The organism is Microbulbifer maximicatervae (SeqCode) (genome assembly GCF_052467825.1).
In genome coordinates, this window is sequence record NZ_CP174327.1 from 5216528 (window position 1) to 5243447 (window position 26920).

Annotated in this window: 24 protein-coding genes; 12 read left to right on the forward strand and 12 right to left on the reverse strand. The window is 49.5% G+C overall.

All coding sequences use genetic code 11. From position 1 onward, the window contains the following. Positions 1–96: 96 nt before the first annotated feature. The gene (locus ACJJII_RS22905) at positions 97–1197 is read left to right on the forward strand and encodes an alkene reductase (protein WP_444917846.1); all 1101 of its coding nucleotides are present in this window, start codon (positions 97–99) and stop codon (positions 1195–1197) included. Positions 1198–1235: 38 nt separating this feature from the next. Further along, entirely contained in the window at positions 1236–1964 is a 729-nt protein-coding gene (locus tag ACJJII_RS22910; RefSeq protein ID WP_444917847.1) for an SDR family oxidoreductase, read from the forward strand. An 86-nt stretch (positions 1965–2050) separates the two neighbouring features. Here the strand turns inward: ACJJII_RS22910 and ACJJII_RS22915 are convergent, their stop codons facing one another. Further along, positions 2051–2809 carry a substrate-binding periplasmic protein gene (locus ACJJII_RS22915; RefSeq protein WP_444917848.1) on the reverse strand — a complete coding sequence of 253 codons (759 nt, stop codon included), beginning with the start codon at positions 2807–2809 and terminating at the stop codon, positions 2051–2053. Between the two features lie 184 nt (positions 2810–2993). Between ACJJII_RS22915 and ACJJII_RS22920 the strand changes: the two genes are divergently transcribed. From ACJJII_RS22920 to ACJJII_RS22960, 9 genes are all read left to right on the forward strand, one after another. Further along, entirely contained in the window at positions 2994–3416 is a 423-nt protein-coding gene (locus tag ACJJII_RS22920) for a nuclear transport factor 2 family protein (protein WP_444917849.1), read from the forward strand. Beyond that, on the forward strand, positions 3413–4261 hold the full coding sequence (locus tag ACJJII_RS22925; RefSeq protein ID WP_413662861.1) for a M90 family metallopeptidase: 849 nt from the start codon (positions 3413–3415) through the stop codon (positions 4259–4261). Before ACJJII_RS22920 ends, ACJJII_RS22925 begins: the two co-directional genes overlap by 4 nt. Before the next feature lie 102 nt (positions 4262–4363). After that, complete coding sequence (locus ACJJII_RS22930) at positions 4364–5092, forward strand: thiaminase II/PqqC family protein (protein ID WP_444917850.1); 729 nt, start codon at positions 4364–4366, stop codon at positions 5090–5092. 150 nt (positions 5093–5242) lie between these two features. Beyond that, entirely contained in the window at positions 5243–5719 is a 477-nt protein-coding gene (locus ACJJII_RS22935; protein WP_444917851.1) for a DUF6892 domain-containing protein, read from the forward strand. A gap of 38 nt (positions 5720–5757) precedes the next feature. Next, positions 5758–6261 carry an SMI1/KNR4 family protein gene (locus ACJJII_RS22940; RefSeq protein ID WP_444917852.1) on the forward strand — a complete coding sequence of 168 codons (504 nt, stop codon included), beginning with the start codon at positions 5758–5760 and terminating at the stop codon, positions 6259–6261. Positions 6262–6486: 225 nt separating this feature from the next. Further along, positions 6487–6816 carry a YceK/YidQ family lipoprotein gene (locus tag ACJJII_RS22945; protein WP_413662864.1) on the forward strand — a complete coding sequence of 110 codons (330 nt, stop codon included), beginning with the start codon at positions 6487–6489 and terminating at the stop codon, positions 6814–6816. A gap of 478 nt (positions 6817–7294) precedes the next feature. Further along, the gene (locus ACJJII_RS22950; RefSeq protein ID WP_444917853.1) at positions 7295–8422 is read left to right on the forward strand and encodes an acetyltransferase domain-containing protein; all 1128 of its coding nucleotides are present in this window, start codon (positions 7295–7297) and stop codon (positions 8420–8422) included. Between the two features lie 88 nt (positions 8423–8510). Beyond that, on the forward strand, positions 8511–8984 hold the full coding sequence (locus tag ACJJII_RS22955) for a hypothetical protein (RefSeq protein WP_444917854.1): 474 nt from the start codon (positions 8511–8513) through the stop codon (positions 8982–8984). Between the two features lie 178 nt (positions 8985–9162). Next, positions 9163–9924 (forward strand): hypothetical protein, encoded by a 762-nt coding sequence (locus ACJJII_RS22960; RefSeq protein WP_444917855.1) that lies wholly within the window; start codon positions 9163–9165, stop codon positions 9922–9924. 40 nt (positions 9925–9964) lie between these two features. Here the strand turns inward: ACJJII_RS22960 and ACJJII_RS22965 are convergent, their stop codons facing one another. The 4 genes from ACJJII_RS22965 to ACJJII_RS22980 form a co-directional block, all read right to left on the reverse strand. Next, complete coding sequence (locus tag ACJJII_RS22965) at positions 9965–13972, reverse strand: translocation/assembly module TamB domain-containing protein (RefSeq protein ID WP_444917856.1); 4008 nt, start codon at positions 13970–13972, stop codon at positions 9965–9967. Continuing rightward, positions 13972–15771 (reverse strand): autotransporter assembly complex protein TamA, encoded by a 1800-nt coding sequence (locus tag ACJJII_RS22970; protein WP_444917857.1) that lies wholly within the window; start codon positions 15769–15771, stop codon positions 13972–13974. Before ACJJII_RS22970 ends, ACJJII_RS22965 begins: the two co-directional genes overlap by 1 nt. A gap of 150 nt (positions 15772–15921) precedes the next feature. Further along, complete coding sequence (locus ACJJII_RS22975; RefSeq protein WP_108734070.1) at positions 15922–16296, reverse strand: hypothetical protein; 375 nt, start codon at positions 16294–16296, stop codon at positions 15922–15924. 368 nt (positions 16297–16664) lie between these two features. Further along, the gene (locus ACJJII_RS22980) at positions 16665–18644 is read right to left on the reverse strand and encodes an acetoacetate--CoA ligase (protein ID WP_444917858.1); all 1980 of its coding nucleotides are present in this window, start codon (positions 18642–18644) and stop codon (positions 16665–16667) included. 166 nt (positions 18645–18810) lie between these two features. Between ACJJII_RS22980 and ACJJII_RS22985 the strand changes: the two genes are divergently transcribed. Beyond that, a complete protein-coding gene (locus ACJJII_RS22985; protein WP_444917859.1) occupies positions 18811–19689 on the forward strand; it encodes a LysR family transcriptional regulator in 879 nt (292 codons plus the stop codon). A gap of 33 nt (positions 19690–19722) precedes the next feature. Here the strand turns inward: ACJJII_RS22985 and ACJJII_RS22990 are convergent, their stop codons facing one another. The 7 genes from ACJJII_RS22990 to thiC all read right to left on the reverse strand — a co-directional run bounded on the left by ACJJII_RS22990 (position 19723) and on the right by thiC (position 26856). After that, entirely contained in the window at positions 19723–20196 is a 474-nt protein-coding gene (locus tag ACJJII_RS22990) for a Dps family protein (RefSeq protein WP_108734073.1), read from the reverse strand. A 248-nt stretch (positions 20197–20444) separates the two neighbouring features. Further along, positions 20445–21194, reverse strand: coding sequence for a HesA/MoeB/ThiF family protein (locus tag ACJJII_RS22995; protein WP_444893139.1), 750 nt, complete (start codon positions 21192–21194; stop codon positions 20445–20447). Further along, positions 21188–22741, reverse strand: coding sequence for a thiamine phosphate synthase (gene thiE, locus ACJJII_RS23000; RefSeq protein ID WP_444917860.1), 1554 nt, complete (start codon positions 22739–22741; stop codon positions 21188–21190). The genes ACJJII_RS22995 and thiE overlap by 7 nt, the downstream gene beginning before the upstream one ends. A 7-nt stretch (positions 22742–22748) precedes the next feature. Further along, positions 22749–23555, reverse strand: coding sequence for a thiazole synthase (locus tag ACJJII_RS23005; RefSeq protein WP_444917861.1), 807 nt, complete (start codon positions 23553–23555; stop codon positions 22749–22751). 2 nt (positions 23556–23557) lie between these two features. Further along, on the reverse strand, positions 23558–23758 hold the full coding sequence (thiS, locus tag ACJJII_RS23010) for a sulfur carrier protein ThiS (protein ID WP_444917862.1): 201 nt from the start codon (positions 23756–23758) through the stop codon (positions 23558–23560). Beyond that, positions 23758–24834, reverse strand: a complete 1077-nt coding sequence (thiO, locus tag ACJJII_RS23015) for a glycine oxidase ThiO (protein WP_444917863.1) — start codon at positions 24832–24834, stop codon at positions 23758–23760. Before thiO ends, thiS begins: the two co-directional genes overlap by 1 nt. A 111-nt stretch (positions 24835–24945) precedes the next feature. Next, complete coding sequence (gene thiC / locus ACJJII_RS23020; RefSeq protein ID WP_444917864.1) at positions 24946–26856, reverse strand: phosphomethylpyrimidine synthase ThiC; 1911 nt, start codon at positions 26854–26856, stop codon at positions 24946–24948. Positions 26857–26920 lie beyond the last annotated feature (64 nt).

Sequence of the window (26920 nt, forward strand, 5' to 3'; positions counted from 1 at the left end):
TTTGCACAAAGGCTGTTAAGAATCGATTATTTATTATCAGACTTGAGCTGGATAACCTCTGCGCTGTACCAAATACAACACGGCGAGGAGACTCCCATGCCCGACCTGTTTACCCCTTTATCCTTGGGTGATTACACCCTTAAAAACCGAGTAGTCATGGCTCCACTGAGCCGCAGCCGCGCCAACAGTAATGGCGTCCCCCAACCCATATCTGCTCAGTATTATCGGCAGAGAGCGAGTGCGGGGCTGATCATCGCTGAGGCTACAGCAACATCCCCAACTGGACGCGGCTGGATCAACGGGCCTGGTATCTACACTCGAGAACAAATAGCAGGCTGGCAGCAAATCAGTGAAGAAGTCCACAGAGATGAAGGAGTTATCTTTGTACAGCTATGGCATATGGGTGCCGCTGTGCACCCAGATTTTCTTGGCGGGAACAAACCGGTTTCAGCCTCACAGATTACCCTTGAAGGCACACTTCCGACCCCCATTGGGCGCGACCGCCCTTTCAAGCAAGCACGTTCCCTCAGCAAAACAGAAATTCGAAAAATAATTGCTGAATTTGCCCAGGCAGCAAAGAACGCCATTGCTGCAGGGCTCGACGGCATCGAACTACATGCCGCAAACAGCTTCCTGATCGATCAATTCACGCGAGATGGCAGCAATCTGCGTACTGATGAATACGGTGGATCTATCGACAAACGCCTACGGTTTCTTAGCGAAGTTACTGACGCTGTTTGCGATGCTATCGGAAGTGGCAAGGTCGGTATTCGGCTATCTCCGAGCAATGAGATCTGGCAAGTGAAAGACAGCCAGTACCGGGACACCTACGCGCGAGCAGTAGAGCTACTTAATCCTCTCGACCTAGCCTATCTGCACTTACTCGAACCTCGTCCTGACTCAGGTCATGATATTCAAACTATCGATTACCAAACCCCAAATCTACGTCAGATATATAACGGCATTCTAATTTCAAACGGCGGTCACAGTGCCGCCTCAGCCAAGCAAATGATTCTCAATGATGGCTCTGATGCTGTTTCTTTCGGAAAACCCTTTATCGCCAACCCGGATCTGGTTGAGCGATTTCGCCATGGCTGGCCAATCAACACCGGGAACAGATCCACTTACTACACCAATGGCCCTGAAGGCTATATCGACTATCCCACATTCACTGCGGAAGCCTCCTCACCAGTATAAACCGCAAGAAAAAAGAAATTCACATTAGGAGTTTTACTATGTTCCAGAAAAAAAATGCCCTTATAGTTACCGGTGCAAGTCGTGGGCTGGGAGTGGATATCGCTGCAGAGGCTTACCGACAAGGCTTCCCCGTTGCCCTATTGGCCCGCAATTCACAGGACCTTCAGAAAGTTTCCGAGCAATTTGACGATCCCTCAAGAGTGCTAGCTTTGCAAGTTGATATCACTAACCCCAAAGCCACAAAGGAAGCAGTCGCAGCTATTCGCAGCAAATTCGGTGGCATCTCTGCACTGGTAAATAATGCCGGAACCTGGACAGGTGGAGATACAGTAACCAATATCAGCGAGCAGGACTTCGACCGATCGATTACCCTAAATTTTAAAACCGCTTTCCATATCACCCAAGAAGTTCTCTCGATATGGAAGCTGGATGGACAGCCACCCTTAGCCATTATGAATATTGGCGCTTCAGCTTCGGTAGATAGCTTTGCTCATGTTTTTTCCTTCGCTGCTGCCAAGGGAGCTCTACGAATGATGTCCCAGTCCCTGGCTGCAGAACTTGGGGCAAAGGGAGTACATGTATCTCACTTATTAATTGAAGGTATCCTTGATAATACTCGAAGTCGTAATTTTCCGGGGAATGAAGACCTGGGAAATGAGCACTTTATCGATCAAGCGGCCTTATCCAGACAAATCCTTCATGTACTTCAGCAGGAAAAATCCTGCTGGACCTTTGAGTGGAATGTAAAGCCAAGCGTGGCAACCTGACACTGAACTCTTCAAGTAAAAAAGAGCCGAGGGAAACTCGGCTCTCCTAATGCAGTACAGTCTTATCGGTAATCAGTAACAGGGGGTCATTTACAAATATCCTGCTTCTGCACCACATCATATTTCTGCAGTAGGGCTTTGTAGCGGCCACTGCTGCACAGCTCTGCCAGCCCGCGATTAAAGTCATCCCGCACTTTTTCATCGCGGAAACCGACTCGAAAGTCTGTCATCATCGGGAATATCTGGAATAGGTCAACCTGAGCCATGGTATGGCCCATTTTATTGCTGTAGTACTTAAATAGCTCCATATCCACCACGGCGACCACATCTGGCATTTTCCAGAATTGGGCAACCAAGTCACGAGCTGTTGGCGCCTGCATAACATTTTGTTTCTGGGTGCCATTAGGCCCAAACATTTTTTCAAATTCGGGCCCAAGATCCATAGGAGCTCCCTGCCAAGTGATCACTTTCTTACCCGCGAGATCTGCAATACTGCCAATCTTCATTTCTGCGCTGGCTTTAGCAATAGCGTAATTGGCGAAGCTGATCATATTGTTCGAGTAAAATAGGCCATCACTCTTCTTGAGTACATTCACCGCTGCCTGAACCATACCCTGCTCAAGTGCCGGGGCCGTCTCCGCAAACCCCATCTGTACGAACTCCAACTTATAGCCAGGGAGAGCTTGCCGAACGATATCTATTTCCAAACCACTGGTCGCACCGTCAATCACATAGGGTGGTGCATCCCCTGCGATCGCTACTTTTAACGGGGTTTCACCCGACTGGGCCAGCACCTGGGTGCAGACTCCAAACATCAAGACAAGAAAGGCCAATAGCGAACGCATAAGCTTCTCCACAGTGACAGGAAAATCACCCAGACGCTCTAAGTGTTGGCAGACATCCCCCATTTATCAAGCTTCGCTTTCGGATAACTGTATCCATCCGAAACCTTGAATTCGGCAGTAAACTCCCCATTCTAAAATCAGGCAAATAGTAATTTGTCGCAACTGGGGCATACCGGGTAAAACAGTGATACATGAGATTGCCGATATTCTGATTGAGAATGAAACAAAGCTGCATCAGTTCGAGATGCGCAAAGACCCTGAAGTCATTAGCAAGCTACTAAGCCCTGATTTTATAGAGGTAGGGAAATCCGGGCGGACCTTTGATTTCAAGGCAATAGTGCGATCAATGCAACAGGAGGAAAATACGGGCTGGGAAATTCACAGCCAAAACTATGAATGCATTCCTCTCTCTGACACAGTCATTATGCTGTTGTATAAATCTGCACGGCGAGGCCAGCAAGGGGAGTCCAAGGGGTTTTGTAAGCGATCATCTATTTGGGTTAGAAGTAAAGGGCAGTGGCAAATGAAATTTCACCAGGGGACTCCTTGCCAAGAATTTAAGCTGGAAGATAATATCTCACGCAAACAACCGGCATTTAAGCTGTGAGTGCTTTTATCGCAATTATCCTGCTGGCCCTGGCGATATGGCTGGTTCCCCACTTCTACCGACAGTGGCGCATTTTTTACCTGCGCTCACAACCCTTAACACGGGAACAGCTACAACTCATTAGGGAAAATCTTCCTCTCTATCACTACCTTAACTCCAATCAACAGCAAGAGTTATGCAGTAATATCGCCCTATTTCTCCACGGCAAAGAGTTTGTCGGTTGCGAGGGGCTTCAGGTCAATGAACGCATGAAGGTGGCCATCGCTGCCCATGCCTGCCTACTCCTATTGGGCCGCAAGAATGAATGCTACCCCAACCTTTACAGCCTGTTGCTCTACCCGGACACCTATGTCGCTCACGAAACCCGTCGGGAAGGCTATATAGAAACAGCCAGGCACAGTGCCCGTGAAGGGGAGGCACATTATCGTGGACCCGTAGTCCTCTCCTGGGGAGACCTGGAGAAAGATTTACAATCGCCTGAACGGGGCCACAATGTCGCCCTGCACGAGTTCGCCCACAAAGTCGATGAAGAGGATGGTTACTTTGATGGCCGCCCTCTATTTGAAAGCAGTGATGAAGGGGCCACCTGGGCTGAGGTTATGAGCCGGGAATTCCACCGTTTGAGACAAAGAGCTGAATTCGGTGAGTTTCCTGGTGATACACCCTCTGTGCTCGATTTATACGGCGCCCAGTCTCCCGCTGAGTTCTTTGCTGTAGCAACAGAAAGTTTCTATACGATCCCAACGGCTATGCACGCCTTACACCCGGAACTCTATAAGGAGTTAAGTCATTTCTATCGAATTGATCCCGCCGAATTAATACGCGGAAAAAGTACTGTGGCCTGACAAATACGCTACCAGTCCGGTTTCTGTCTTCCTGCTATGCTTATTTCGTGCACCAGCGGAGTTGGAATAGTGGCCAATACGCATTGTTTAAGATTCGCTCTTGTGGGACTGGTTGTTCTTTTGGTCATGACTCAACCGGCCACAGCAGATATCGCCACAAACCAACAGGATGCAAAAGCTCTGATAGAGCGCCTTGAAAAACTGCATCTCAAGGGCCCTACTCCTGTCTTTGTTCTACAGCTGGAAAAAAATACTCTACCGGACGCTAAGTTACAGGCTTTTGCAATGGAGCAACGCCTTATTAACTTATCGGACTTGAGAAGTAATGCACTATCTCTGCATCGTTTTGGAGGCTTACCGGGACATAGTACGAGAGCATTTTTTACTCGAATTACGACAGCAGAAATTCAAGCTAACACCCTGTTACCTAACCTGATTCAAGCATTGGGCATCTCACCCGAGCAGATCGCCCAATACCAACCACTCGCAGGTGCCCAAGCCTATCCAGCCTATACTACCTGGCTAGCCAACTACGCTACACCCGCCGAAATTGCCGCTGCCCTGTTAATCAACTTTCAGAGCTTTGGCAAAAATGCTGAGCGCGTTGCAAAAGCTCTCAAACAAAATAAACGCTTTACCAATGAACAGCTCAGTTTCTTAATGACTTTTAGCCAACTTCCAGAAGGATTCAGGGAACAGGCTATCGATATAATTGCAAGAGGACTAGCTTCAGGTGTTCGAGAAAATGATATTGCCATTCGTGTGCGGTTAATCCAAGCCTATGAGCGGGATTTTTGGCGGGCATTTGAGGCAAGCAACATTCGCAATTAGTACGATAACTCAAACTCTCCAACTTTCCGGCATTACTTAACCGCCAAAGAAATACCTAAAATTCTTGATTGACCTAGTAAAAACTACTTTTATTCGCTTGAGCCGAAAGAACTTCCCCTATTGCGAAATATATTGTAGACAAAGAAAAAAATGGATTTCACAATACTTATATGGGAAGCAAAGGCAGACTTAAAAATGAGTGAATATGCAGAATTCAAAGACGAAAACTTCAGGTTATTAGTCTTAGATAAGTTAATGTACCATTATAAGGTAATACAGCCTGAATTCGATATTTTTCAGTTTGCCGATAGTTACACCAAAAGAAATATAGATATAGAAGAAGAAGGGTACGAGCCTATCCCCGAAGCCCTCGACCACTTCCGGTCCATTCCAATTAAGAAAGAATGGCTAAAGGATATAACTGACCTTCATCAGGATGGGGGCAGTCATATCTGGTTACAAATCATTCCCTTCTGGTGCGGAACTACTGACGACTTTGATATTCATTCCACCGAAGACACAAACCTCCTACCAAACCTGAAAAAGCTCATACTTTTCTACAATGAAGAAAATCCAGAAATTTTAGAAGATTTCAAAGGAAAAGGCATAGAAGCCAAATGGGTATAACTCTAAAAAATTGACACTCACCACAAAAGAGACCAGATATGGAGCTGAAAGCATTTATCGCCACAATCAAGAATGAAGGTGGAAAGGTCGCAACAGAAGAAGAGCTTACAGAGTTTGAACTTGTATTGGGTTCAACTCTACCACATGAAATAAAGAACTATCTAAAAAATTGCAGCGGTGGGCGGATATTTGAAACTCCTGTCGAATTTTTAGATCAGAATGGAGTCAATCTTATCCCCCGGCGTATGTATGACCTTAACGCTATGCGCCACGCAACCAAAAAACCGATCGACCCATGGGTCCCCAAGGAACTACTGCCAATCGGCCTTGACGAAGGAGGGAATACAATTATGTTCTGCCTACACCCAGACCGCTTCGGTCATATTTATCTTTTGGACCATGAATGCATTTACTATCCAGGCTGCATTGAAGCACCAGATACGATTGAAACCATAGAAGAAGCGGAAGAGTATAGAATTTCCTATTGTTCATCCAACTTTAATGAATTTCTAAAAAATTGCCATCCGGTAAAAAATATTTAAATTCTAACCAATATCGTATATCAGCCCGCCCATTACTTGAAACTAATGTTCTAAGTTTGAGATACCGCCAAGCAGCGACAAAGTAAACCTTAGATGTGAAAATTTTGACTTTCCTCCCTTCCAATTGAGTACAGATAATACTTATAGTACACACAAAATCTGGAACCAATTTAGAAAACACTACTCTATAGCCCCGCAAAAGATCACATCAGCAAGGATTAGTTTGTGAAACGTATTATTTCTTTAGTATCAGCCTCTCTAGTTTGTGTATCATGTGCCACAGTGAAGACAGTTAACCCTAAGAATAATCAGGTAGATATCACTCATAGAGGCCACAAAAGCTATTGCGAAAGTATTCCAAGAGTTTATAGCGGAACCTCTTACTCCTTTTGCTTGCTAAATAGCGAACCCAGTCAGACTGTAAATACTGGATCAACTATCAACCGTGTTCCACTGGTAGCTATAGATGCTGTTTTTTCTGTAGCCGCTGATACCGTTGTTTTGCCGTATACCGTAGTGACTCAGGCGAAGCATGGTAATATCGAAGTAAACTGATATGCTCCACCTGTAGATTAATAATTTTAAAGTAGTTATTAATAAGCCCAACTGAAAAATCTCTCTTTTAACCACAGAAAAATATATTTATTGCGAACAGGCCGCGATCACTGATTTTGTCTTACTTTCAAATCCATGATTCGGCCTCTAGCTGCCCCTAGGCTAAAAGCAAAACTAAACAAATTGAATAATATTGATTATTGGGTGGACAAAATTTCTTGGACTTGCCAGAACCAAAATGCCTGCACTATCGTCCCTCCACCTACATATCACACAATTAAAAAGCAATTGGTTGCTTGAAGAATATATGTACAATAAGAAAGGCAGACAGCTCCCACCTGCCCCTAAACAATAATAAACAAAGACCGAGAGACATCATTTATAGCTCTCTTTAACCGCCTCTACATTCCAACCTCAAGGTAACAAGAACCCTTAGAGAGAAAACGCTATAAAACCCACTAACTTTGGAGATAACAAATTGCGATATCCAGCAATAGACATCACTAGAGGTATATTAGTAATTATTATGGCCCTCGATCATACTCGAGATTATTGGACTTCAACCCAGTTTGACCCATTGGACCTATCCCAATCCTCCATCGCTTTGTTTTTAACTCGCTGGATCACGCACATATGTGCCCCTGGATTTATATTTCTTACAGGATTGAGTGCCTACTTTCACGGTAAAAAACTTAACTCCAAGCCGGAGTTGGCAAAATTCTTAATACTTCGAGGGTTAGCACTAGTTATCCTCGAACTAACTTTGGTAAACCTCTCTTGGCAGTTTGCTTATAATTACGCTTTTGTACAGGTAATCTGGGCCCTGGGCGTATCCATGATCATACTGGCGGGCTTAATCTATTTGCCAATGATATGGACCACCATCGCTTGCCTGGCCGTAATATTCTTACATGGATACCTGAATGATGACTTCATGCGCCAGCTATTAGGTGGCTATGAATGGCTTTGGATTCTTGCGCATGTACGCACTAGTTTTAGACTTTTCGAGTTCAACACCGGGATTTTTACTGCTTACAATATTATTCCCCTCTTTGCTCTTATGTACCTTGGCTATGTATTTGGGCCTCTTTACGAGATGGCAAACAAGCAACGAGTGCGATTATTAATAACAACAGCGACCGCGCTTTCGATTATATTTATTGCGGTTAGACTAATAGGCTTTGGCGACCCCAATGATTGGATTCCACAGCAGGGGCTTCTGGGCTTTATCAACACCGCAAAATACCCAATGTCGTTCAGCTATATCCTTATGACAATGAGTATAGTTTTCTTGATCATGGCTATCGTAGAAAATCGGCAAAACCGAATACTGGATGTATTGCTCCTCTTTGGGCAGGCCTCATTATTCTTCTATTTACTCCATGTTCCAGTGATCAATCTGTCCGCACATCTATGGAGCTACTTAGAGTTTGGAGTAGCAACCAATTTCTTCAACGGCTCCAAAGTATGGCCTGAGGGCTACACACCTAATTTACTGAGAACCTATGCCTACTGGATTGCTCTGATTACGATACTTTACTATCCCTGCAAGAAATATCTTCAAAAGAAAAAAGAAAGTGGATCGGTGATATACTCCTACGTATAACTCTCGGCACAACTTTATTTCGTATATTGAAAATTCTGTTCTGGGGTGAGCAATGCCCCAGAGTTGCCTCCCAATCAGGACGATATAGATGTTACAAAAAATAGACCATTGGATTGATCAAACACTGATAGACTTCAAAGAAGAGAGACAATCTTGCGCAAGGTTCACAGGGAAGTTTTCAGAGTATTATACGGAAGAATTTCTTAGCAAAAGCTACTTTGTAGTGGTTGATAATATTCCAAAACCGAGGTTTCCCGAGCTCTACCAGGCTGGTCTGGGTGACTTTGTCGACATGGAAGTAGCCGGTATCACTTACAAAGATACCTACTTTGTCAAAACACCTTTTGCTGCGGACATTTCCCTCCATTTCCATGAGTTAGTCCATGTCCACCAATGGTCTCTCTTGGGAGCAGAGTCATTTATCAAACGTTATATCAGTGAAATTCAGACCTACGGCTACAACGGTGCACCTCTGGAAAAAATGGCCTACAGCCTGCAAGATAGATTTATGGACAATTGCACTCCAACAGATGTTTTAAGTTACGTTCAGAATCATTTGTAAGCACTCAATAATCATTGGACTTCATCTATAAAAAGGTTACCTTCTGGATAAGTGAAAGTGACCTTTGTGCTACCAGCCAAAATTGATCTTATTGACAGGCTAAACATTTCTACTAAAGCCTGATCATCAAGGCACAAACTATAATTTATTGAGTTTTATAGTTTGCAAGCTCCACACCATGCTACAAGCAACCCGACTCTTCCTGATCTTTGCTGCCCTATCCTCCTTAAATCTGGCATCAGCAACAACATGTAAGCCCATATTCAATCATCAAGATGACAAAGTGGCCAAGAACAATCGCTGCACTAAAATCAGCTTTCAACCAAGCAATACGGAAGGATCTGCTGTTATTATTATGGATGGCGATACCAAAGGCTCCTGCGCTTATACATCTGCGGTTAAGTGCGGGAATACCGAGATTAGAATGAAAGATATTTCTGCAATTGACTTTAAGGTTGACGTGCCTCCAGGTAAGTGTGGTGCTAAAGAGTGGATTGCCGTTTATATGTTTCCCTGGTGTGAACAACCCGGTGGATGTTGGGCCGGGGGGCAGCGGGAAGTCGATTTTGTAGAAACAATAGGCTCCAATGGTCCGGGAGGTTTCGCTTCCAATTGGGGAGGGCTTCCCAAACAGGCGGCGTGGACAAGCCAAACAGGTCCCCTACAGGTGAAGAGTGGTGCCCAACAGCATATAACTTTTACATCCCGGAAAATCATATCGGGTGAAGCTAGTGGAACCTATCAATGGGATATAAGAGTGTGTGGAGCATCTGCGTCTAAGTGCGATGATTCAAATCAGCTTTGGCATGCCTACCGGGAAAAGGGGCCTGCAATTTTTGATGAATCCATGATGATCGTGATCGACAACTGGGGCGTCAACAATCCACCCCAGCCAGGTTGCACGTTAAAAATAACGGATATGCTGATCAGCAAATATTAGCGATGCTTCTTACAACGATAGGGGGTTAGTGGCGAAAACCCTAATAATCTTTTTTCCACTGTAACTCTACACTACCGGAACCGCTGTCACCGTCATCGGCACTTTTAAACTCCAGGTTGAGGTTATCCCTAAGTTCTATTTGCATCTCCGCCTGCCATGGACTGAGAGGATCGGTACTTCTCTGTAATTCCACATAAATTCGATTGGTAATATATTTGCCCAAGCTCAATGCGTACTCATCACCTTCATCTCCCTCCTCCTGCTCAATATTGAGTGTATCCAGGTGCAACAGCTCGCGTGTCTTGGCGATAGGGTCCAATACCGCTCGACCCGACTGCAAACTGCGTACGACACTAACCAAACGAACAGCTTGTAAAGGTGAAATATCTGATAATGACTTCCCAAAAAGCAACTGCGCCAGAATTTCATCCTGAGAGGCCGAGGGGTCAGAGGTAAATGTAATATCCAAGTCCGCAGCAGTGCCTGATATCTGCGCGGTTATTTCTCCATCGCTATATTCATAGACACCTTCAACCAGGATAGCGACCTCATTATTCTCGAAGCGAATTTCGCCATCTTCCAGATCAAATTTCTTACCGAATAAATCAAAGCTGCCGCGAACAATTGTTAATTCGCCGGAGGCTTTTGGCTTATCTGCGGTGCCTCGAATATCCACCACGCCGCGCAATTGAGAATTTAAGCCAAGTCCGCGCACATAGGATTGTTGGTCCAAAACAATCTCTACATCCAATCCAATTTTGCTAAACAGGGGAGAAGATCGCTGCACTTGTGGGCCATCGACCTGAACTTCCACCACCTGGATTTCTGGAACACTGCTGCCGATCCATTGCTCAATCTGTACAGCCAGCGGCTTCAAAGTGAATCGCCCGGTAATTTCTGCATCCTGGGTTGAGCCCGACAAACGGGCATCGCCGGATATTGCACCGCGTACTCCCGGTGAGTTAAGCAAGTGGGCCCGACTGAGACTTAATACGATATCAAAACTGGGCGAGCTATCCGGAGGTAAAAAGACCGCCCCTCCCAGGTTTATCCGCCCACCATCACCATCGGTAGCGCTTCCTCGCACAATCCGCCACTCCTCAGGAGACAGCTGCGCGTAGAAATTAATATCCGCAATGCGAGTATGGCTCGGTCGGTGCTCATAGCGACCATTACTCAATTCGATATCACCGGTTAATAGAGGACGCTGCCAATTTCCGGTACCGTCAACATTGAAACTGAGCAAGCCGCGCATACGGTGGACACGGGGATCAATATATTCCGCAATCACTGACAAATCGGCCGTACCGCGCCCCTGCAATTGGAAGGGCACATTTCGCAGGCCACCAGTTTGATTATTCTCAGCAAATAATTGTTCGAAGATCGGCGCAATCAAGACACTTACTTGGCTATTTACTGCGTTGCTACCGCCGTGTTGGGCAATCAGGGATGCATCCAGCTCTCCATTCTCTGTCTGCCAATCCAACACTATCGAAAGCGGTTGAACCTGAATTCCGCGCTGCCCTAGCCCCAGGGCTTCTCCTGTAGCGCGCAACTCCCCTTGGAATTCAGGCTGCTTGGGACTTCCACCAATACTGGCATAAAGGCTGACATCACCATTACCCGCCCTACCGCTGGAAAAACTATTCGCCAAATCCGATAGATCACCCTGGCCGCGCAACTCTAAATCCAGTCGCTCTGCATTCAAGCTACCCAGTATCGATAATTGGTTGCGACCCGCCCAGAGCAGCTCGATACCATCAGTTACCAGACTCCTGTCTGCATAGTCCAAAGTACCCTGTAAATGCCAGGGCTCCAGATGAAACTCTCCCTGGGCGATCAGGTTGGTTTTAATCTGCGGGTTTGAAATAGCCCCATCAACCCTGCCATCCAAGCTCAACTCCCCTTCAAGGGAGTTAGGGAGAGAGAGACCGACGAGATCTACCAGGAACAGCGGTAGATTGCGCGCGCCCATATCAATTTGTAATCGGTCTTGCCTAGGTTCGATAGAGCCATCGGCCTGCAACAATGCCACCCCCACCCGACCCAACTGCTGGGCATCCTCAGCGAGGGCTGTCAGGCGGCTTTGGCTCTGTAGGGGCTCCGGCTCCCCTTTATCAAAACCTGAGGCAATCACGAGGGACTGAGGGCCTCTGCTCGAGGATGAACCAAACTGGTTGCCATTGCCGTTGGTAAATAACTCCAATCGCAGGTCACTGACCTCTATCAGGTCCATATCGCCACTGGCTTCCCCTTTTAAGTTAAAGGGGTAATCCTGCGCGACGCCATTGGAATCCAGTAAAATACTTACCCCGGGATTACTCCACTCCCCCTGGACCGTTACTTCGGAAGTCCCCCCTAGACTTACCCCCTCTGCCTCGGCAACTCCAAGGTCATCGCGCAAGCTAATATTTTTGCCATCGATCTGCCCGTGTAAATCCAACTGCTTCTGTTCAATATCAAGCTGACCGATCACTTCCAGATTGAGCTTCTCTCCGGTAAACACCATTTCATCAATGGTCAGTGCGTGCAGGTTTCCACTTATCGCCGCCGAAAACTCACCCTGTAAGTCGTGGTAAGCACTCACTGTACTCAGAGACAAATTGAGGTTTGGATTTTTCCATGAGCCGATTGCCTCCACACGCAACTGGTGCAAGGTGCCGGATAAAGCAGTGGGAATAACTACCCTATCAGCCTGGGGTAGCGAAGCTGCAAGCCGGCGAATTTCTTCAACACCCAGCTCATCAATCTCTCCCACCAAATCCAGTGCTTTCAAATTCGTATCTACAGTACCGAGCACTTCGATCCGTGCACCGGCAAAGTGCAAAGACAAGGCTTGCAAGTCAATCACACCTGCCTGGGTATCGACCCGGCCTTCCAATTGCAGGGGCTGCTGCCGATAGCTGCTTTCCACTTGTAAGCTGCCATTAATATTCGGCTGTTGCAGGGAGCCCTGCACCGAAAAATCTGCGCTGAGCCAACCACTGTCCAGGATATCCTGCCAAGGGCGGGAAAGCGTTAGCGGGATTTGATTGAGGCTAACTGTCCCATTGACACCGTCCGCGCTAATGTTGCCTTTAATCGTACTGCGCCGCTCATCCACTCGCAGCCAAATCCCCGTTGAAGATAAGCGCCAGGGGTTAATATCGGCTTCGATACTCCCTGTCAGATCCAGCTGATGTTCTGCTAGAGGAGCTGCGATCGAATTAATATCCAGCAGCAGTTTTTCACCCTGCTTACGCAGGGATAGTTCGCCGCGAGCATCCAATACCTGATTTTCCGGCAGATGCAGCTGTCGGCTGACAAACCCCTGGCCCACCTCACTGGTAGAGAAATCGATTACAAAGCGCTCGCCCTGCATCCGGCCATTTACAGTGAGATTAAACTCGGAACCATTCAGCTCACTCACTTCGATAAATAGCTGCGCCGGTTTACCCTGCCAGCGGTATTGGGCGTTAGCCTGAATAGCAACAGGGGGAATCCCCTTCAACCGGCTGTCCACCAATTGCAGGCGAGCTATATCCAGCTGCGCCAAGCGAAACCCGGGAACTAGCAACTCCCAAGTAGTCGATGGCTGCTCCTCACTGACAACTTCAACCTCCTCTTCGCCAGAATCTGCCAGCGCAGAGAGAAGTTCATTGAGGATATTCAGGTTGAGCAGTAAATCTTTGGCCCCGACTCGCTCGATATCGATGGGATTTCGGGACAAGCTGTTGAGATTAACTTCCAAGTCCTGGGCTTCGGCAAGTGTATTAGCTCGATAGTCAATTCTCAGCCGCTCAAAAAACCAAAACCCTAATTTTTCACTGCGAATTCCCTCTGCCTCAATTTCGAGGTCGTCCACCAATTGCTCGGCAGCATAAAAAGCCCCGCGAGTAAGGCCGACGCGCCCCGGTTCCGTGCTGAGGAAATAGATAGCGGACATCAGGAGGAACAGGCAAATACCTGTTACCAGGGAACCCCCAGCACCCAGAGAGCGCCAGAGCCCACGCAGGAAAGCACCCACCCAGTGGGCAACGCCCAGCGCAAACAGGCCCAACCAGCGCATCAGAATGCCTGCCCCAAGCTCACATACACCTGATAGCGATCATCGATGCCCTCACGGCGATCGAGGGGAAAGGCGATGTCCATGCGGATCGGGGCAAAGGAGGTGATATAGCGCACGCCAAAACCCGTTCCCCAAAACAGGTCGGAAAACTTGGGCGCTGCGTCCTCATAGGCATTGCCGCCATCGAGAAAAATCACACCGCCCCAGGTATCCGTAAAACGAAAACGGCCCTCAAAAGAAATCTCGCTGAGTCCCCGACCACCGATAGCATCGGAGAGGGTTTCCTCACCCTCATCATTAATCTCAATAAGTCGCGGACCCAACTCCTGGTAACCATAACCCCGAACGGAGCCACCACCACCGGCATAAAAGCGCTCATCCGCAGGCAACTCAAGGTTCGACTCTCCTGTAATTGCCCCGGCTTTCAACCTTATTGCCAAGGTGGGCTTATAACGCCAGTCATCGGCTGTTTTATACGCAGTGAGCTGTAGGGTATTTTTAATAAAGGTGGTGTTGGTATTTCTAAGATCGATATAAGGTTTTACTTCCAACGCAGAAGTGGCGCCACGGCGGGCATCCAGAGGTTTGTCAGTCGTGTTTAATTTAAAGCCCAGGGGGAAAGCTAACAGTGTGTAGTTTTCATCGGGATCATCTGCTTCAACTGCCCCTTCCACCTTCTCGTCCACTTCACTGAATTTCAGCTCGGCGCCACCACTCAGCGTGCGATGCTTACTGATTTTTCTCGATACCAGTGCACTAAATGTCAAGGACTCTGAACGGTAGGAATCAACATCCTCACCTTCCAAAGCAATACTCGCGGTCAAGCGTTGCTTGTCATGGAAGAAACGGGGAATAGTGAGCTTGCCTTCCAGGGTTTGCTTTACCTCGTTCAGCTTACTTTCGACTTCAATTTTTTCCCCACGATGGAAAACATTGCGATGTTCCCAGGCTGCTGAAATACCGGCTCCCTCATCAGAGGTGTACCCCACCCCCAAGGTTATGGTGCGGTGATTGCGCTCCTGAATAACAAAAGTAACATCCACCAACCCATCGTAGGGTTCAGAAACTTCAGTATTTACATTGGCAATTAAGTTGGTGCGCAGCAGACGCAACTGCGCAGCATCCAGTTTACTGCGGCTGAAGCAATCCCCGGATTTAATCTTGACCTTATCCAACAGGTAGTCCTCTTCGATAGAGGTGACTCCTTCAATGCGGACTTGGCCAACATGGACTTCGGGACTGGGTGCCACCCGATATTCCAGTCTCGCTGCAGCTTCCCGGTGAATCACCGTTGCCTGGTAGCTGACATCCACATTCAGCAGACAGGCATTTTCATTGAGGTACTTGGTAATTTTTTTTACGCCCTCAAGTACCTTGCTGGCAATCAGGGGATCTCCAACATGGATAGGCAAACCACTAAAGCCTGCCCGCAAACCGGCCGGCATAATAATATCCAGGCTCTTGATATGGTACTGGGGGCCGGGAGTGACACTATAGAAAATTTGGTTGCCAGAAACAGACTCATACACAGTGGCATCATAATATCCCTGCGCACGCAGTAATTTTTCCAGGTTACCCCGCTCATAGTGCGCAATATCCGCCGGATCATCGTAGTTTTCCAGCGCACTACTGTTCTTGCGCAACTCGTTGAGCTCGGAGGTCAATTTTTCCTGCAGCTGGGGATCGCCCTGCACCAGCAGGGTAAAACCCGGCAAGCGATCAAAAAATGGGATGGCTGCTGCCAGCTGCATTGGCAGCGCTAGAAGGGCAACAAGTAGGGAGACAAAGAGAATTCGCAAGATCTTTATCCAATGTCAGTAGCGGCTACTCCGCAAAAAATCCGGGTATCCGTTCCCTCCGTAGGCTGGAATATCCAGCTGATGACAACAGCTGGGATAATTAAATCGACTTATTGAGCAGCCAATAAGCCGATTCGGCGTTTGGGACTTCTATGGCTGAGTGCCTTGGCTGGGCATTAAGGGATTACAATCCTGGATAATCACCCGCCCTTCCAGAATATTTCCTTTGGAATACTCCGTGAAAATACACTGGTTAGTTTTGGGGTTATAATTCTCGATCCACAAATTATCTTCTTTCCAGGTGGCGCCGATATGGCGGTACCCATCGGGCACAGAGATACGCATGACCCCGCCAAAACGCTTCACGAAAACCTGCTCATAGTGAAAGTAGTAGGCAAGCCAGCCGCCAACAAAGAAAACCGCAGCCACGATTGCGCCGATCTTAAGGCTGCCCAGGCGACTGCCGATAAAAAGAGAAGCAATAACCAGGGCAATCACCGCTGCCCAGTACAAATAAGTAACCATGACTGTTTTTCTACCGTGAATTATTGGTGTTTATAAAGTGAAGGGTAGCGCAGAACCGCAGCAAACTAAATGGCGCCGGGTTACGCTCCCTTACTCCTAAGGAGCCTCTGAATAACTCCGTAATGCCTCTGCGGGCCTTGAAGGTTGCAGATGTTAGGCGCAGCTCGCCGCGAATGGCCGTAGCCCTTTGCAAGAGCTGCAACGCAGCAGCTGTGGCCTTCAAGGCCCGCCCTTCGGGGCATGCAGAGCGATCCACACTCCGCGTTGCGACCTCTTGAAAGGTCTAGACATTCCTGCGAAGCCGCGCCTTGATTGTGAACCGCTCTGCATGCCAGAGGTATCACGGAGTTGTTCAGAGGCTCCCTAACTTACTCCTCTGCCAACTCCGGCAGCTTTTCAAATAACGATAAGGCTTCAGGGTTGGCCAGGGCCTCCTTATTTCTAACCGGTTTACCCTCCACCACATTGCGCACAGCCAGTTCCACAATCTTACCGCTGATAGTCTTAGGAATATCCGCCACCTGGATCACCTTCGCCGGTACATGGCGAGGCGTGGTATTGGCGCGAATCGTGGAGCGGATTTTCTGGGTCAGATCCTCGTCCAGTACAATACCCTCTCGCAATACTACAAACAGCACTACCCGTACATCGTCGTGCCAGGGCTGGCCGATACAGATACTATCGAGCACCTCCTCGACTTTCTCCACCTGGCGGTAAATCTCTGCGGTTCCGATACGCACACCGCCGGGATTAAGTACCGCATCGGAGCGGCCATAGATCACAACACCGCCGTGTGCCGTAATCTCGGCATAGTCCCCATGCGCCCACACACCAGGCCAATTTTCAAAGTAAGCACCGCGGTACTTGGCTCCATCTGGATCGTTCCAGAAGCCAATCGGCATACAGGGGAAGGATTTGGAGCAAACCAGCTCCCCTTTCTCTTCAACCACTGCACTGCCTGTATCATTCCAGACTTCCACCGCCATACCCAAGCCGCGACACTGCAATTCACCGGCATAGACCGGTAGAGCTGGGTTGCCAAGGGCAAAGCAAGACACAATATCGGTGCCGCCGGAAATAGAGGATAAGCAGAGATCTGCTTTTATATCTCTGTAGACATAGCGGAAGCCTTCGTGGGCCAGCGGAGAGCCTGTGGAGAGCACCGCACGCAATTTCTCCAGCTTGTGGGTCTCCCGGGGTTTGCAGCCACTCTTCTCCAGCGCAGCAATATATTTGGCACTGGTGCCAAACACACTGATTCCCTCTTCATCGGTCATATCCCATAGACTTTGGGATGAAGGGTAGAAAGGTGAGCCATCAAACAGCACTAGAGTCGCCCCACAAGCCAGGCCACTCACCAGCCAGTTCCACATCATCCAGCCACAGGTGGTGAAGTAGAAAAGTGCATCCTCATGGCGCAGATCGCCGTGCAAGCGATGCTCCTTCAGGTGCTGGAGCAAAGTGCCCCCCACTCCGTGGACGATGCACTTGGGTACACCAGTAGTACCTGAGGAGTACATGATGTACAGGGGGTGATTAAATTCGGTTTGTACAAAGGAGAGTTCGCGAGCGGGCGCCGCAGCTTCAAAAGCTTGCAGTAGTACCGCCTTACCCAGCGGCTCTGCCGCTAGTACCTGAGCAGTTTCCTCTTCTGAGCGCGCAACCGGTACCACTACCAAAGTTTCTATAGATTCGATTCGCTGCATGATCTCGCGCAGACGCGGCAATGAATCAATAACCTTGCCGTTATAGAAGTATCCTTCACAGGCAAATAGCACTTTCGGCTGCACCTGGCCAAAGCGGTCAAATACTCCATTGATACCAAAGTCTGGTGAGCAGGAGGTCCAGATAGCACCGAGGCTGGTGGTGGCCAGCATGGCCACTACGGTATCGATCACATTGGGCATAAAGCCCGCTACCCGATCCCCCTCAACAACGCCCCGGGCAACGAGGGCCGCTGACAGGCGCTCCACCCGATCGTACAGCTCCTTGTAGCTCAGCTCGCGGCGGCTACCGTTCTCCAGGCGCTCGACCAGGGCAGCCTTGTCATCGCGATAACGCAGCAGGTTCTCAGCAAAGTTCAGGCGTGCCTGTGGAAACCACTGCGCACCGGGCATGGAATCGTTACTGAGTGTCTCATCACCCTTATCTGCAGCAATAACTCCGGTGTAATCCCACAACTCCCGCCAGAAAGCTTCGCGATTATCTACTGACCACTGGTATAAAGCCGCATAATCATTGAGATCCAGCTGGTATTGCTGGTTGACCCTGCGACGAAATTCATCCATCTGAGTGGCGGCAATAGCCTCTGCGCTGGGTTGCCAGAGCGGTTGGGAGTTGTCCTTCATTTCAACAGACCTTGTGGCTCATTATTGTGTTTTCGAATCGCCCTCTCGGGCACAAGGGGAGCAATAATGCCCTGCCCCACCACTTAAAACTATTTTAATCTTTTTTAGATTTGTTAAATAAAAGTTAACATAGCCAAATCTATCAATTCCCCAGGAAGCAGCCGCTGTGAGTGCCACGATCAAACAACTACGCGCCTTTGTCACAGTGGCCCGCAGCCGCAGCCTGGCCCAGGCCAGCGCTCAGTTGCACACTTCCCAGCCAGCCCTGTCCATTGCCATCCGCAATTTGGAGGATGCGACTGGAGGCCCGCTTTTCAGTCGAGAAGCACGCCAACTCACTCTCACCCCAGAGGGCGAGGAATTTCTCTCCCGCGCCGAACAACTATTGCACAACTGGGATCAATCCCTAGATGCGGTACAGCAGGCCTTTCGTCTGGAGCGAGGGCAGTTGCGCCTGGCAGTAATTCCCGCCTATGCGCTCAACCAACTCCCCCAATTATTAGCCAATTTTCACCGCCAACACCCACAAATCAATATCCTGCTGGAAGATGTGGTGATGGAGCGAGTAACCCAAGCGGTGCAAGATGGCCGGGCAGAGCTGGGCATCAGTTTTCGCCCCGAGGATTTAGGCGGGCTTGAGTTTGTGCCCCTACACAGGGATCGTTTTATCGCAGTCATACCATACCAGCACCCCCTCAGCGAAAAAGGAAAAGTGCGCTGGAGTGACCTGGCCAGTTTTCCTTTTATTGCAATGAACCGCGGCTCAGCGGTGAGGCGCTGGACCGATGAGGCCTTCGGGCAAAGTGGCAAAGGCGTTCACTATATCTGCGAAGCTAATCAATTAAGCACAATCGGCCAGTTAGTACGTGCTGGAATGGGGATTAGTGCAGTACCGAGCTTGTGCGAAACACAGGTTCGGGAATATGGGCTGGAATGCCTGCCGCTATCGGCGCCAGTAGTGAGTCAGGAGGTGGGGATATTATTAAAGAGCCGAGGCACCTTGTCGGCACCAGCAACCGCGTTTTTATCCGCGATTACTGGTTGAGGTCTATAAAAGTGCCTCTACTTATTTAAGCGACTAGTGGCTGCTGGTTGCGCGCAGCATCCAAGCCGTTTTCTCGTGAACTCTCATACGATCAGATACCAGGGCAACTGTGGATTCATCTTCTCCCGCCTGGGCATCTTTTAAAACTTCACGACAGGTTTTGATCACCTGCTCATGCCCTTTAGTGAGAATTTTTACCATTTCTTCCGCGGGTGGTACCTCAACAACTTCTTTGATGGAGCTGAGTTGAGCAAAGGCCTGGTAAGTACCGGGAGCGGAAACCCCGAGGGTACGAATGCGCTCGGCAATATCATCCACTGCAGTGGCCAGCTCGGTGTAATGCTCTTCAAACATCAGGTGTAATTCGCGGAACAGAGGCCCAGTAACATTCCAGTGGAAGTTGTGGGTTTGCAGGTAAAGGGTGTAGCTATCTGCCAACAAATGTTTCAAACCGGCAGCAATCTTTTCCCGATCCTTTTCACTGATACCAATATCGATTTTTTTCATAATACAAATCCCTCTTCCAAAAACTGTTGTCACCGAAATGGTTATAAGGCCATTTTGGTACCTTTATTCACTTCTCACAAGCTATCGAGCCAATAGCTTATTTATATAGACAAGTAAGATTTATAAGGTACAAAAATGGCGTGAATTTTAACCCGGCTATTGGAAGAAAATTTTGCGACAAGACATTGCCAATAAGGGACTCTCCAACTAAAACTATTTATCAAGCCCCAGGCTGAAAACACAAGAAGTCAGGCACTACAAACCGGGCAATTGCTATGGCTCGGCAGCTGCAAAGTTTGCAGGGCTAAGGTTTCCGTCTCGATTAAGTGCAATTTATTCAAGCTCGATACCGGCAAATCCATCAGGTATTTCATGGCCTCCAGAGCCTGCATGCTACCAACCACACCCAGCGCCGGACCGATCACACCTGCTGTAGAGCAGTTCTGGACTTCAGCCTGCTCCTGGGGCGGAAACAGGCAGGCATAACAGGGGCCGTTTCCTTCAGAAAAATCAAAACTAATCAGCTGGCCGGAAAACCCCTGCACCGATGCCATTACTACCGGACACCCTGCCTGATAACAAACCCGGTTGATCGTATGGCGGATTTCCAGGTTATCGGTGCAGTCCAACACCAGATCCACCTGTTTTACCTGCTCACGCAGCCAGGATTCATTCGCCATTTGGCTGTGGGGGTGAATGCGAATAGTTGGATTGGCTGCAGCCAATTGTTGTGCAGCCACCATGGCTTTGGATTTTCCCTGGTGATTGGTTTTGTACAAAACCTGGCGCTGTAAATTGGAGAGATCGATATGATCACCATCCACCAGGTGCAGCTCTCCAATACCGGCTGCGGCCAGATACATCGCTGCCGGGCTGCCGAGCCCACCTAAGCCAACAATCAGAATTCGCGCAGAAGACAGTTTTTTCTGCCCCTCTTCACCCACTTGGGGCAACATTATCTGGCGACTGTAACGCTGTAATTCCTTACTACTTAACATGGCTCTACTTCCGCATGCTTACCTTTCAACAGGACATTAAAATCGGCAACCGTCTGCTTGTAATCTTTTGCTTTAGTAATAGCGCTGACCACGGCGATACTGCCAACGCCACTAGCGATAACCTCACTGGCCCTTTGCATATTAATACCACCAATTGCCACGAGTGGATAATCGGGCAATAGCGCGGCCACTCGCGCAAGTTTCTGCACGCCCTGCAACTGATCCGACATATCCTTGGTGTTGGTCGCATAAATTGCACCAATGGCCAAGTAGCTGGGGCGATAACGGTAGGCTAACAGTAATTCATAGAAGCCGTGGGTACTGATACCCAGCTTCAATCCTGCCGCTTGAATTGCCCTCAGATCAGCAGACTGCAAATCCTCCTGGCCCAAATGCACGCCGTAGGCGCCGCACTCAATCGCCAACTGCCAGTAATCATTGATAAACAGGCGCAGGTTATACGTCCTGCCAATAGCCACTGCCCTCTCAATCTGTGCGCGCAGGTCCCCACCCGGATTCTTTACTCGCAGCTGTAAAGTACGCACCCCCAGCTCAGCAAGGCGCTGCAGCCACTCCACTGTATCCACTACCGGATATAAACCCAATGCTTGAGAGTCTGTTTGGGCAAACCCTTGAACAAGAGGCGGGGCTGCACCAAAGCCATAATCCAGCGCACGCTCTTCTCCCGGCACCAAAATCTCCGGGAAGTCGATAAAATCCAGGGGCCAGCCACAGTGGCCTACAGGTCCAGCACCAGCGCCGATATGTGCATTATTTCCCCGGCGCAAGCCCCGCTGTACATAGGCTTTACCCACAACGCAGGCATCTCGCAACGGGTAGCCCAAAGCGCGGCAAGCGGCAATAGCGGAGGACAGGGTGCAGCCAGTGCCATGTGTGCCTGTACTGGACACTTCCGGGCCAATAAACCAATCGGCTTTTTCACCATCCCACAGTAAGTCGGCAACTTCTCCCGCACGCAATTGCGTATGGCCGCCGGTAACTAAAATTGCGGTACCGCCGTGGGCGTGCAACTGACGCGCAGTTTGCACAATAGATTCCGCACCCGTGACACCGGCTCCGGTAAGCCATTCCAATTCATGTAAATTGGGAGTGACCAGATCACACTGTGGCATTAACTGAGCCAACACCGTTGCGGTAATACTTCCTTCAGTGAGCCCGGCTCCATTGGTAGCAACAGCAACCGGGTCGTAAATAACCGGAACCGGCTGCACCGCTTTCAGCTGGCGCAGGAAATCTGTCACCGCAACAACTTGTTCAGCATTCGCTAGCAGACCGATTTTAATTGCTGCAGGAAATAGATCCCGCTGTAAAGCCTGTAACTGAGAACCCAAGACCTCTAGGGAAACTGCATTAATTGCAGTTACTTCCACCGTATTCTGTGCGGTATTGGCCGTGATAGCACTGCAACCATGGCAGCCGAGATCGGCAAAAGTCAGCAGGTCCGCCTGAATGCCGGCCCCACCGCCGGAGTCACTGCCGGCAATGGTCCAGACAATTGGCTTTTTCAATTGGAGTTGATCGCGCATAAAAATACTAATCCTGCAATATGCTCTCTGCCTGCTGCCAGAAAGGCATATCCAGGGTGGGGGTGCTGGGGCTGGCAGTTTGACGCCTGAGCATCAAGCCGGCATTAAAGGCGGCGCGCCCGGATTCCACAGCCAGTTTAAAAGCACTAGCCATCAGTACCGGATCCTGGGCTTTTGCAATCGCGGAATTCAATAACACCGCATCAAAGCCCATCTCCAGTGCTTCTGCCGCCTGTGATGGCGCACCGATTCCGGCGTCAATAATAAGCGGTACATCACTCAGGCGCTCGCGCAGTGTTTGCAGGTTATATTTATTGAGCAGGCCCTGCCCGGTACCGATGGGAGCCCCCCAGGGCATTAATACCTCGCAACCCACATCCAAAAGTTTTCGACACAGAACCAGGTCATCTGTGCAATAAGGCAAAACCTTGAAGCCTAACTGAATTAATTCCCGTGCAGCTTCTACCAGACCAAAGGGGTCTGGCTGCAAATTGTAATCATCGCCAATCACTTCCAGCTTGAGCCAATCGGTCTGGAAAATTTCCTGGGACATTTTTGCCAGCTCCACCGCTTCTCGCGGCGATTTACAACCGGCGGTATTAGGCAACAACTGACAACCGGACTCGCGAATATAATCCCAAAATCGATTGTCCTGCTGCTGTGCCGGATTTTGCCGGCGAAGAGACAAAGTAATAATTTCCGAAGCTGAGGCTTGCACGGATTCGCGCATAATCGCTGGGGAGGGATACAGGGCGGTGCCCACCAAGAGCCGGCTGTTAAATGTTTTTCCGTAAAGTGTTAATAGATCGCTCACCTTTACCCCCCCACTACCGGAGCAACAATATCCAGGCTATCGCCGTTATTTATCTGTGTATTGCTATATTCCGTACGGGGAATAAATCCACCGTTGATCGCAACGGCAAATGTTTCTCCGCGATAGCCGAGCTTCTGTAAAAGCGCAGAGAGTTTTAGCGGGGATTCAAGGCTCTGTGTTTCCCCATTAATTAGTACCTGCATCAAACCACCTGTAACAGTTGTTGTGCCACTTGATTCTCCACTTGCTCCACTACTGCCGGCGCTAAAAGATAACCGTGACGGTAAAGGCCATTCACCCTAATCAGCCCATCCTCGCTGTGGATATAAGGCATATTATCCATAGTGGCGGGGCGACAATTTACGCGGGCCTCAACAATACGAGCCTCGGCAAAAGCCGGGTTGAGGGAGTAAAGCGCGGAAGACAATTCCATACTGGAGCGCACGGAAATGGGCGACTGGTCTTCGCTCTCAATTTCCGTAGCACCAATTACTGTACGCCCATCGCTGCGTGGTACAGCGTAGAGCTTATAGCGCGGGTGGAGCAGTCGCACTGGACGCTGCAAAACCACTTCCCGGGATTCCACCACCATCACCTCACCACGGACACCGCGTAAGCCTTCAATCTGCCCCTTGGCACCGAGACCACGGCAGTCGATCACGCAATCAAATTGTTCGCACTCCGAGTTCACAGAGATATACCCGGCTTTGCAATTTACCTTGCTGTGCTCTCGCAGAGTGACTGCACTTCGGCGCAATACGCTGAGTAACGCAGGCAATAAGCGGTGATTATTGATATCCGCCTCACCCCGCAGGTAAAGCCCCTGTTCAAAGCCGTGTAAGGCGGGCTCTAATTTCGCTAAAGTATTACAATCGAGGGGCTGCACCTGCTCCCTGGCAGACTCGCCCAACTTGCCCTGTAGCTCCCGCAGGAATTGCAGCAGCTCACTTTTATCCTTGCCATGAGCAACCAGCACTGAGCCCGCCCTGCGGTACTCCACGTCTTGCCCGCTCTGCTCCTCCAGCTGCCGGGCCCACTCAGACCAAATCTCAAGGCTTTTCAGCCCCAGGTTGTAAACCTGTTTATCGCTGTGCACCAATTCCGATAGTGGTGAAATCATTCCCGCTGCCGTCCAGCAAGCTCCCCCGACTGGTGCCGACAGATCACCCGCTTCAAACAGGGTAATATCCAGTTCCCGTTGGCAGAGCCGCCAGGCGAGCAAGCGACCTAACAGGCCGCCACCGGCAATAGCTACTTTGGCTTTGGTTTCGCTTGTCACAGACCACCTATCTTCGCAAATCCAAATCGACACCCAGCGATATGCGCTATGCACTCGCCGTACTTTTGCTATCCGATTCTTGGGGGAGAGGACTCTCCCCCAAAATACTCATTAGCCCTTGTGATAAATCTCGCTACCCATGTCCTTAAATTTAATCGACATTTCCTCCATGCCCTGTGCCGCTTCCTGCTTGGCCGCATAATCGCGCACATCCTGGGTGATTTTCATGGAGCAGAATTTCGGGCCGCACATGGAGCAGAAGTGAGCCACCTTGCCGGATTCCTTTGGTAAGGTTTCATCGTGATAGGTGCGTGCCCGCTCCGGGTCCAAGCCGAGGTTGAACTGGTCTTCCCAACGGAATTCAAAGCGGGCTTTTGACAGGGCGTCATCGCGCTTCTGTGCCCGCGGATGCCCTTTGGCCAGGTCTGCGGCATGAGCCGCAATCTTATAGGCCATAAGGCCCTCTTTAACATCCTCTTTATTGGGTAGGCCCAGGTGTTCTTTGGGGGTCACATAGCAGAGCATGGCGCAACCGTAGGTGCCGATAAGTGCAGCGCCGATGCCGGAAGTAATGTGGTCGTAGCCGGGAGCAATATCCGTGGTCAATGGACCCAGAGTGTAGAAAGGTGCGCCGTGGCAGTGCTTCAGCTGCTCATCCATATTTTCTTTGATCTTATGGATAGCCACATGACCGGGGCCTTCGATCATCGTCTGAACATCGTGCTTCCAGGCAATTTCAGTCAGCTCGCCAAGCGTGTGCAGCTCGCCAAACTGGGCTTCATCGTTAGCATCCGCAATGGAGCCCGGGCGCAGGCCATCACCGAGACTAAAGCTCACATCGTAAGCCTTCATAATCTCACAGATTTCCTCGAAGTGGGTGTAGAGGAAATTCTCTTGGTGATGGGCGAGACACCATTTGGCCATAATGGAACCACCGCGAGAGACAATCCCGGTCATACGTTTGGCAGTGAGCGGCACATAGCGCAAAAGCACGCCAGCATGAATAGTGAAGTAATCCACCCCCTGCTCCGCCTGCTCAATCAAGGTGTCGCGGAACACATCCCAGTTAAGATCTTCAGCAATTCCGTTTACTTTCTCCAGCGCCTGGTAAATTGGCACAGTACCGATGGGCACTGGCGAGTTTCGCAGAATCCACTCGCGGGTTTCGTGGATATTGGCACCGGTAGACAGATCCATCACCGTGTCCGCGCCCCACTTGGTAGACCAAACCAGTTTCTCCACTTCCTCTTCAATGGAAGAAGTCACAGCAGAATTACCAATATTTGCATTCACCTTGCACAGGAAGTTGCGCCCGATAATCATCGGCTCCACTTCCGGGTGATTAATATTCGCCGGGATAATTGCCCGCCCTTCTGCAACTTCCCGGCGCACAAATTCCGGCGTGATTTGCTCGGGGATGTAAATACCATCACGTGCCTTCTGGTATTCACTTTCACTCATTTCCGCTGCCAACTTGGCTCGCCCCATATTTTCGCGCACTGCGATAAATTCCATCTCTGGGGTAATAATGCCGCGGCGGGCATAGTGCATCTGAGATACATTCTGTCCCGGTTTGGCCCGGCGAGGACTGGGAAGGTTTTCAAAGCGGATATGATCCAACCCCTGGTCCGCCATACGCTTCTGGCTGTAGGCCGCCTGGCGAGAATCCAGCAGTTCGGTATCTCTACGGGCCTCTATCCAGCCCTGGCGCAATTTGGGCAGCCCTTCCCGTACATCCACTTTAAAATTGGGCTCGGAATAGGGGCCCGAAGTATCGTAAATGGTGAGGGGCTCATTGGGTTCAAACACCGGATTCTCTGCATCCCCACCTACCAAACTATCTCCCAAACAGATCTGACGAGCACCAACCTGGATGTCGGCAGTTTCACCGGGCAAATACACCTTGCTCGAGTTAGGGAAAGACTGAACCGTGAGATTCTCAAGAAATTCTTTAGCGGAATCGCGACTGGCAGCGCGGGAGGACTTTCCGGCTTTACCGGATTGTTCAATGATCTCAGACATGCGTAACCTTAAAACTTGGGAATTTAAAGGTCGCAGCATCCAGGGCACATACAAAGAGAAAAGA

Coding starts and splice junctions, on each gene's coding strand:
- ACJJII_RS22975 (WP_108734070.1), bottom strand. CDS start 16,296: ATGGTTACTTATTTGTACTGGGCAGCGGTGATTGCCCTGGTTATTGCT.
- ACJJII_RS22965 (WP_444917856.1), bottom strand. CDS start 13,972: ATGCGCTGGTTGGGCCTGTTTGCGCTGGGCGTTGCCCACTGGGTGGGT.
- ACJJII_RS22955 (WP_444917854.1), top strand. CDS start 8,511: ATGTTACAAAAAATAGACCATTGGATTGATCAAACACTGATAGACTTC.
- thiE (WP_444917860.1), bottom strand. CDS start 22,741: ATGCGCGATCAACTCCAATTGAAAAAGCCAATTGTCTGGACCATTGCC.
- thiS (WP_444917862.1), bottom strand. CDS start 23,758: ATGCAGGTACTAATTAATGGGGAAACACAGAGCCTTGAATCCCCGCTA.
- ACJJII_RS22910 (WP_444917847.1), top strand. CDS start 1,236: ATGTTCCAGAAAAAAAATGCCCTTATAGTTACCGGTGCAAGTCGTGGG.
- ACJJII_RS22935 (WP_444917851.1), top strand. CDS start 5,243: ATGGATTTCACAATACTTATATGGGAAGCAAAGGCAGACTTAAAAATG.
- ACJJII_RS22915 (WP_444917848.1), bottom strand. CDS start 2,809: ATGCGTTCGCTATTGGCCTTTCTTGTCTTGATGTTTGGAGTCTGCACC.
- ACJJII_RS22995 (WP_444893139.1), bottom strand. CDS start 21,194: ATGTTAAGTAGTAAGGAATTACAGCGTTACAGTCGCCAGATAATGTTG.
- thiC (WP_444917864.1), bottom strand. CDS start 26,856: ATGTCTGAGATCATTGAACAATCCGGTAAAGCCGGAAAGTCCTCCCGC.
- ACJJII_RS22980 (WP_444917858.1), bottom strand. CDS start 18,644: ATGAAGGACAACTCCCAACCGCTCTGGCAACCCAGCGCAGAGGCTATT.
- ACJJII_RS22990 (WP_108734073.1), bottom strand. CDS start 20,196: ATGAAAAAAATCGATATTGGTATCAGTGAAAAGGATCGGGAAAAGATT.
- ACJJII_RS22960 (WP_444917855.1), top strand. CDS start 9,163: ATGCTACAAGCAACCCGACTCTTCCTGATCTTTGCTGCCCTATCCTCC.
- ACJJII_RS22905 (WP_444917846.1), top strand. CDS start 97: ATGCCCGACCTGTTTACCCCTTTATCCTTGGGTGATTACACCCTTAAA.
- ACJJII_RS22940 (WP_444917852.1), top strand. CDS start 5,758: ATGGAGCTGAAAGCATTTATCGCCACAATCAAGAATGAAGGTGGAAAG.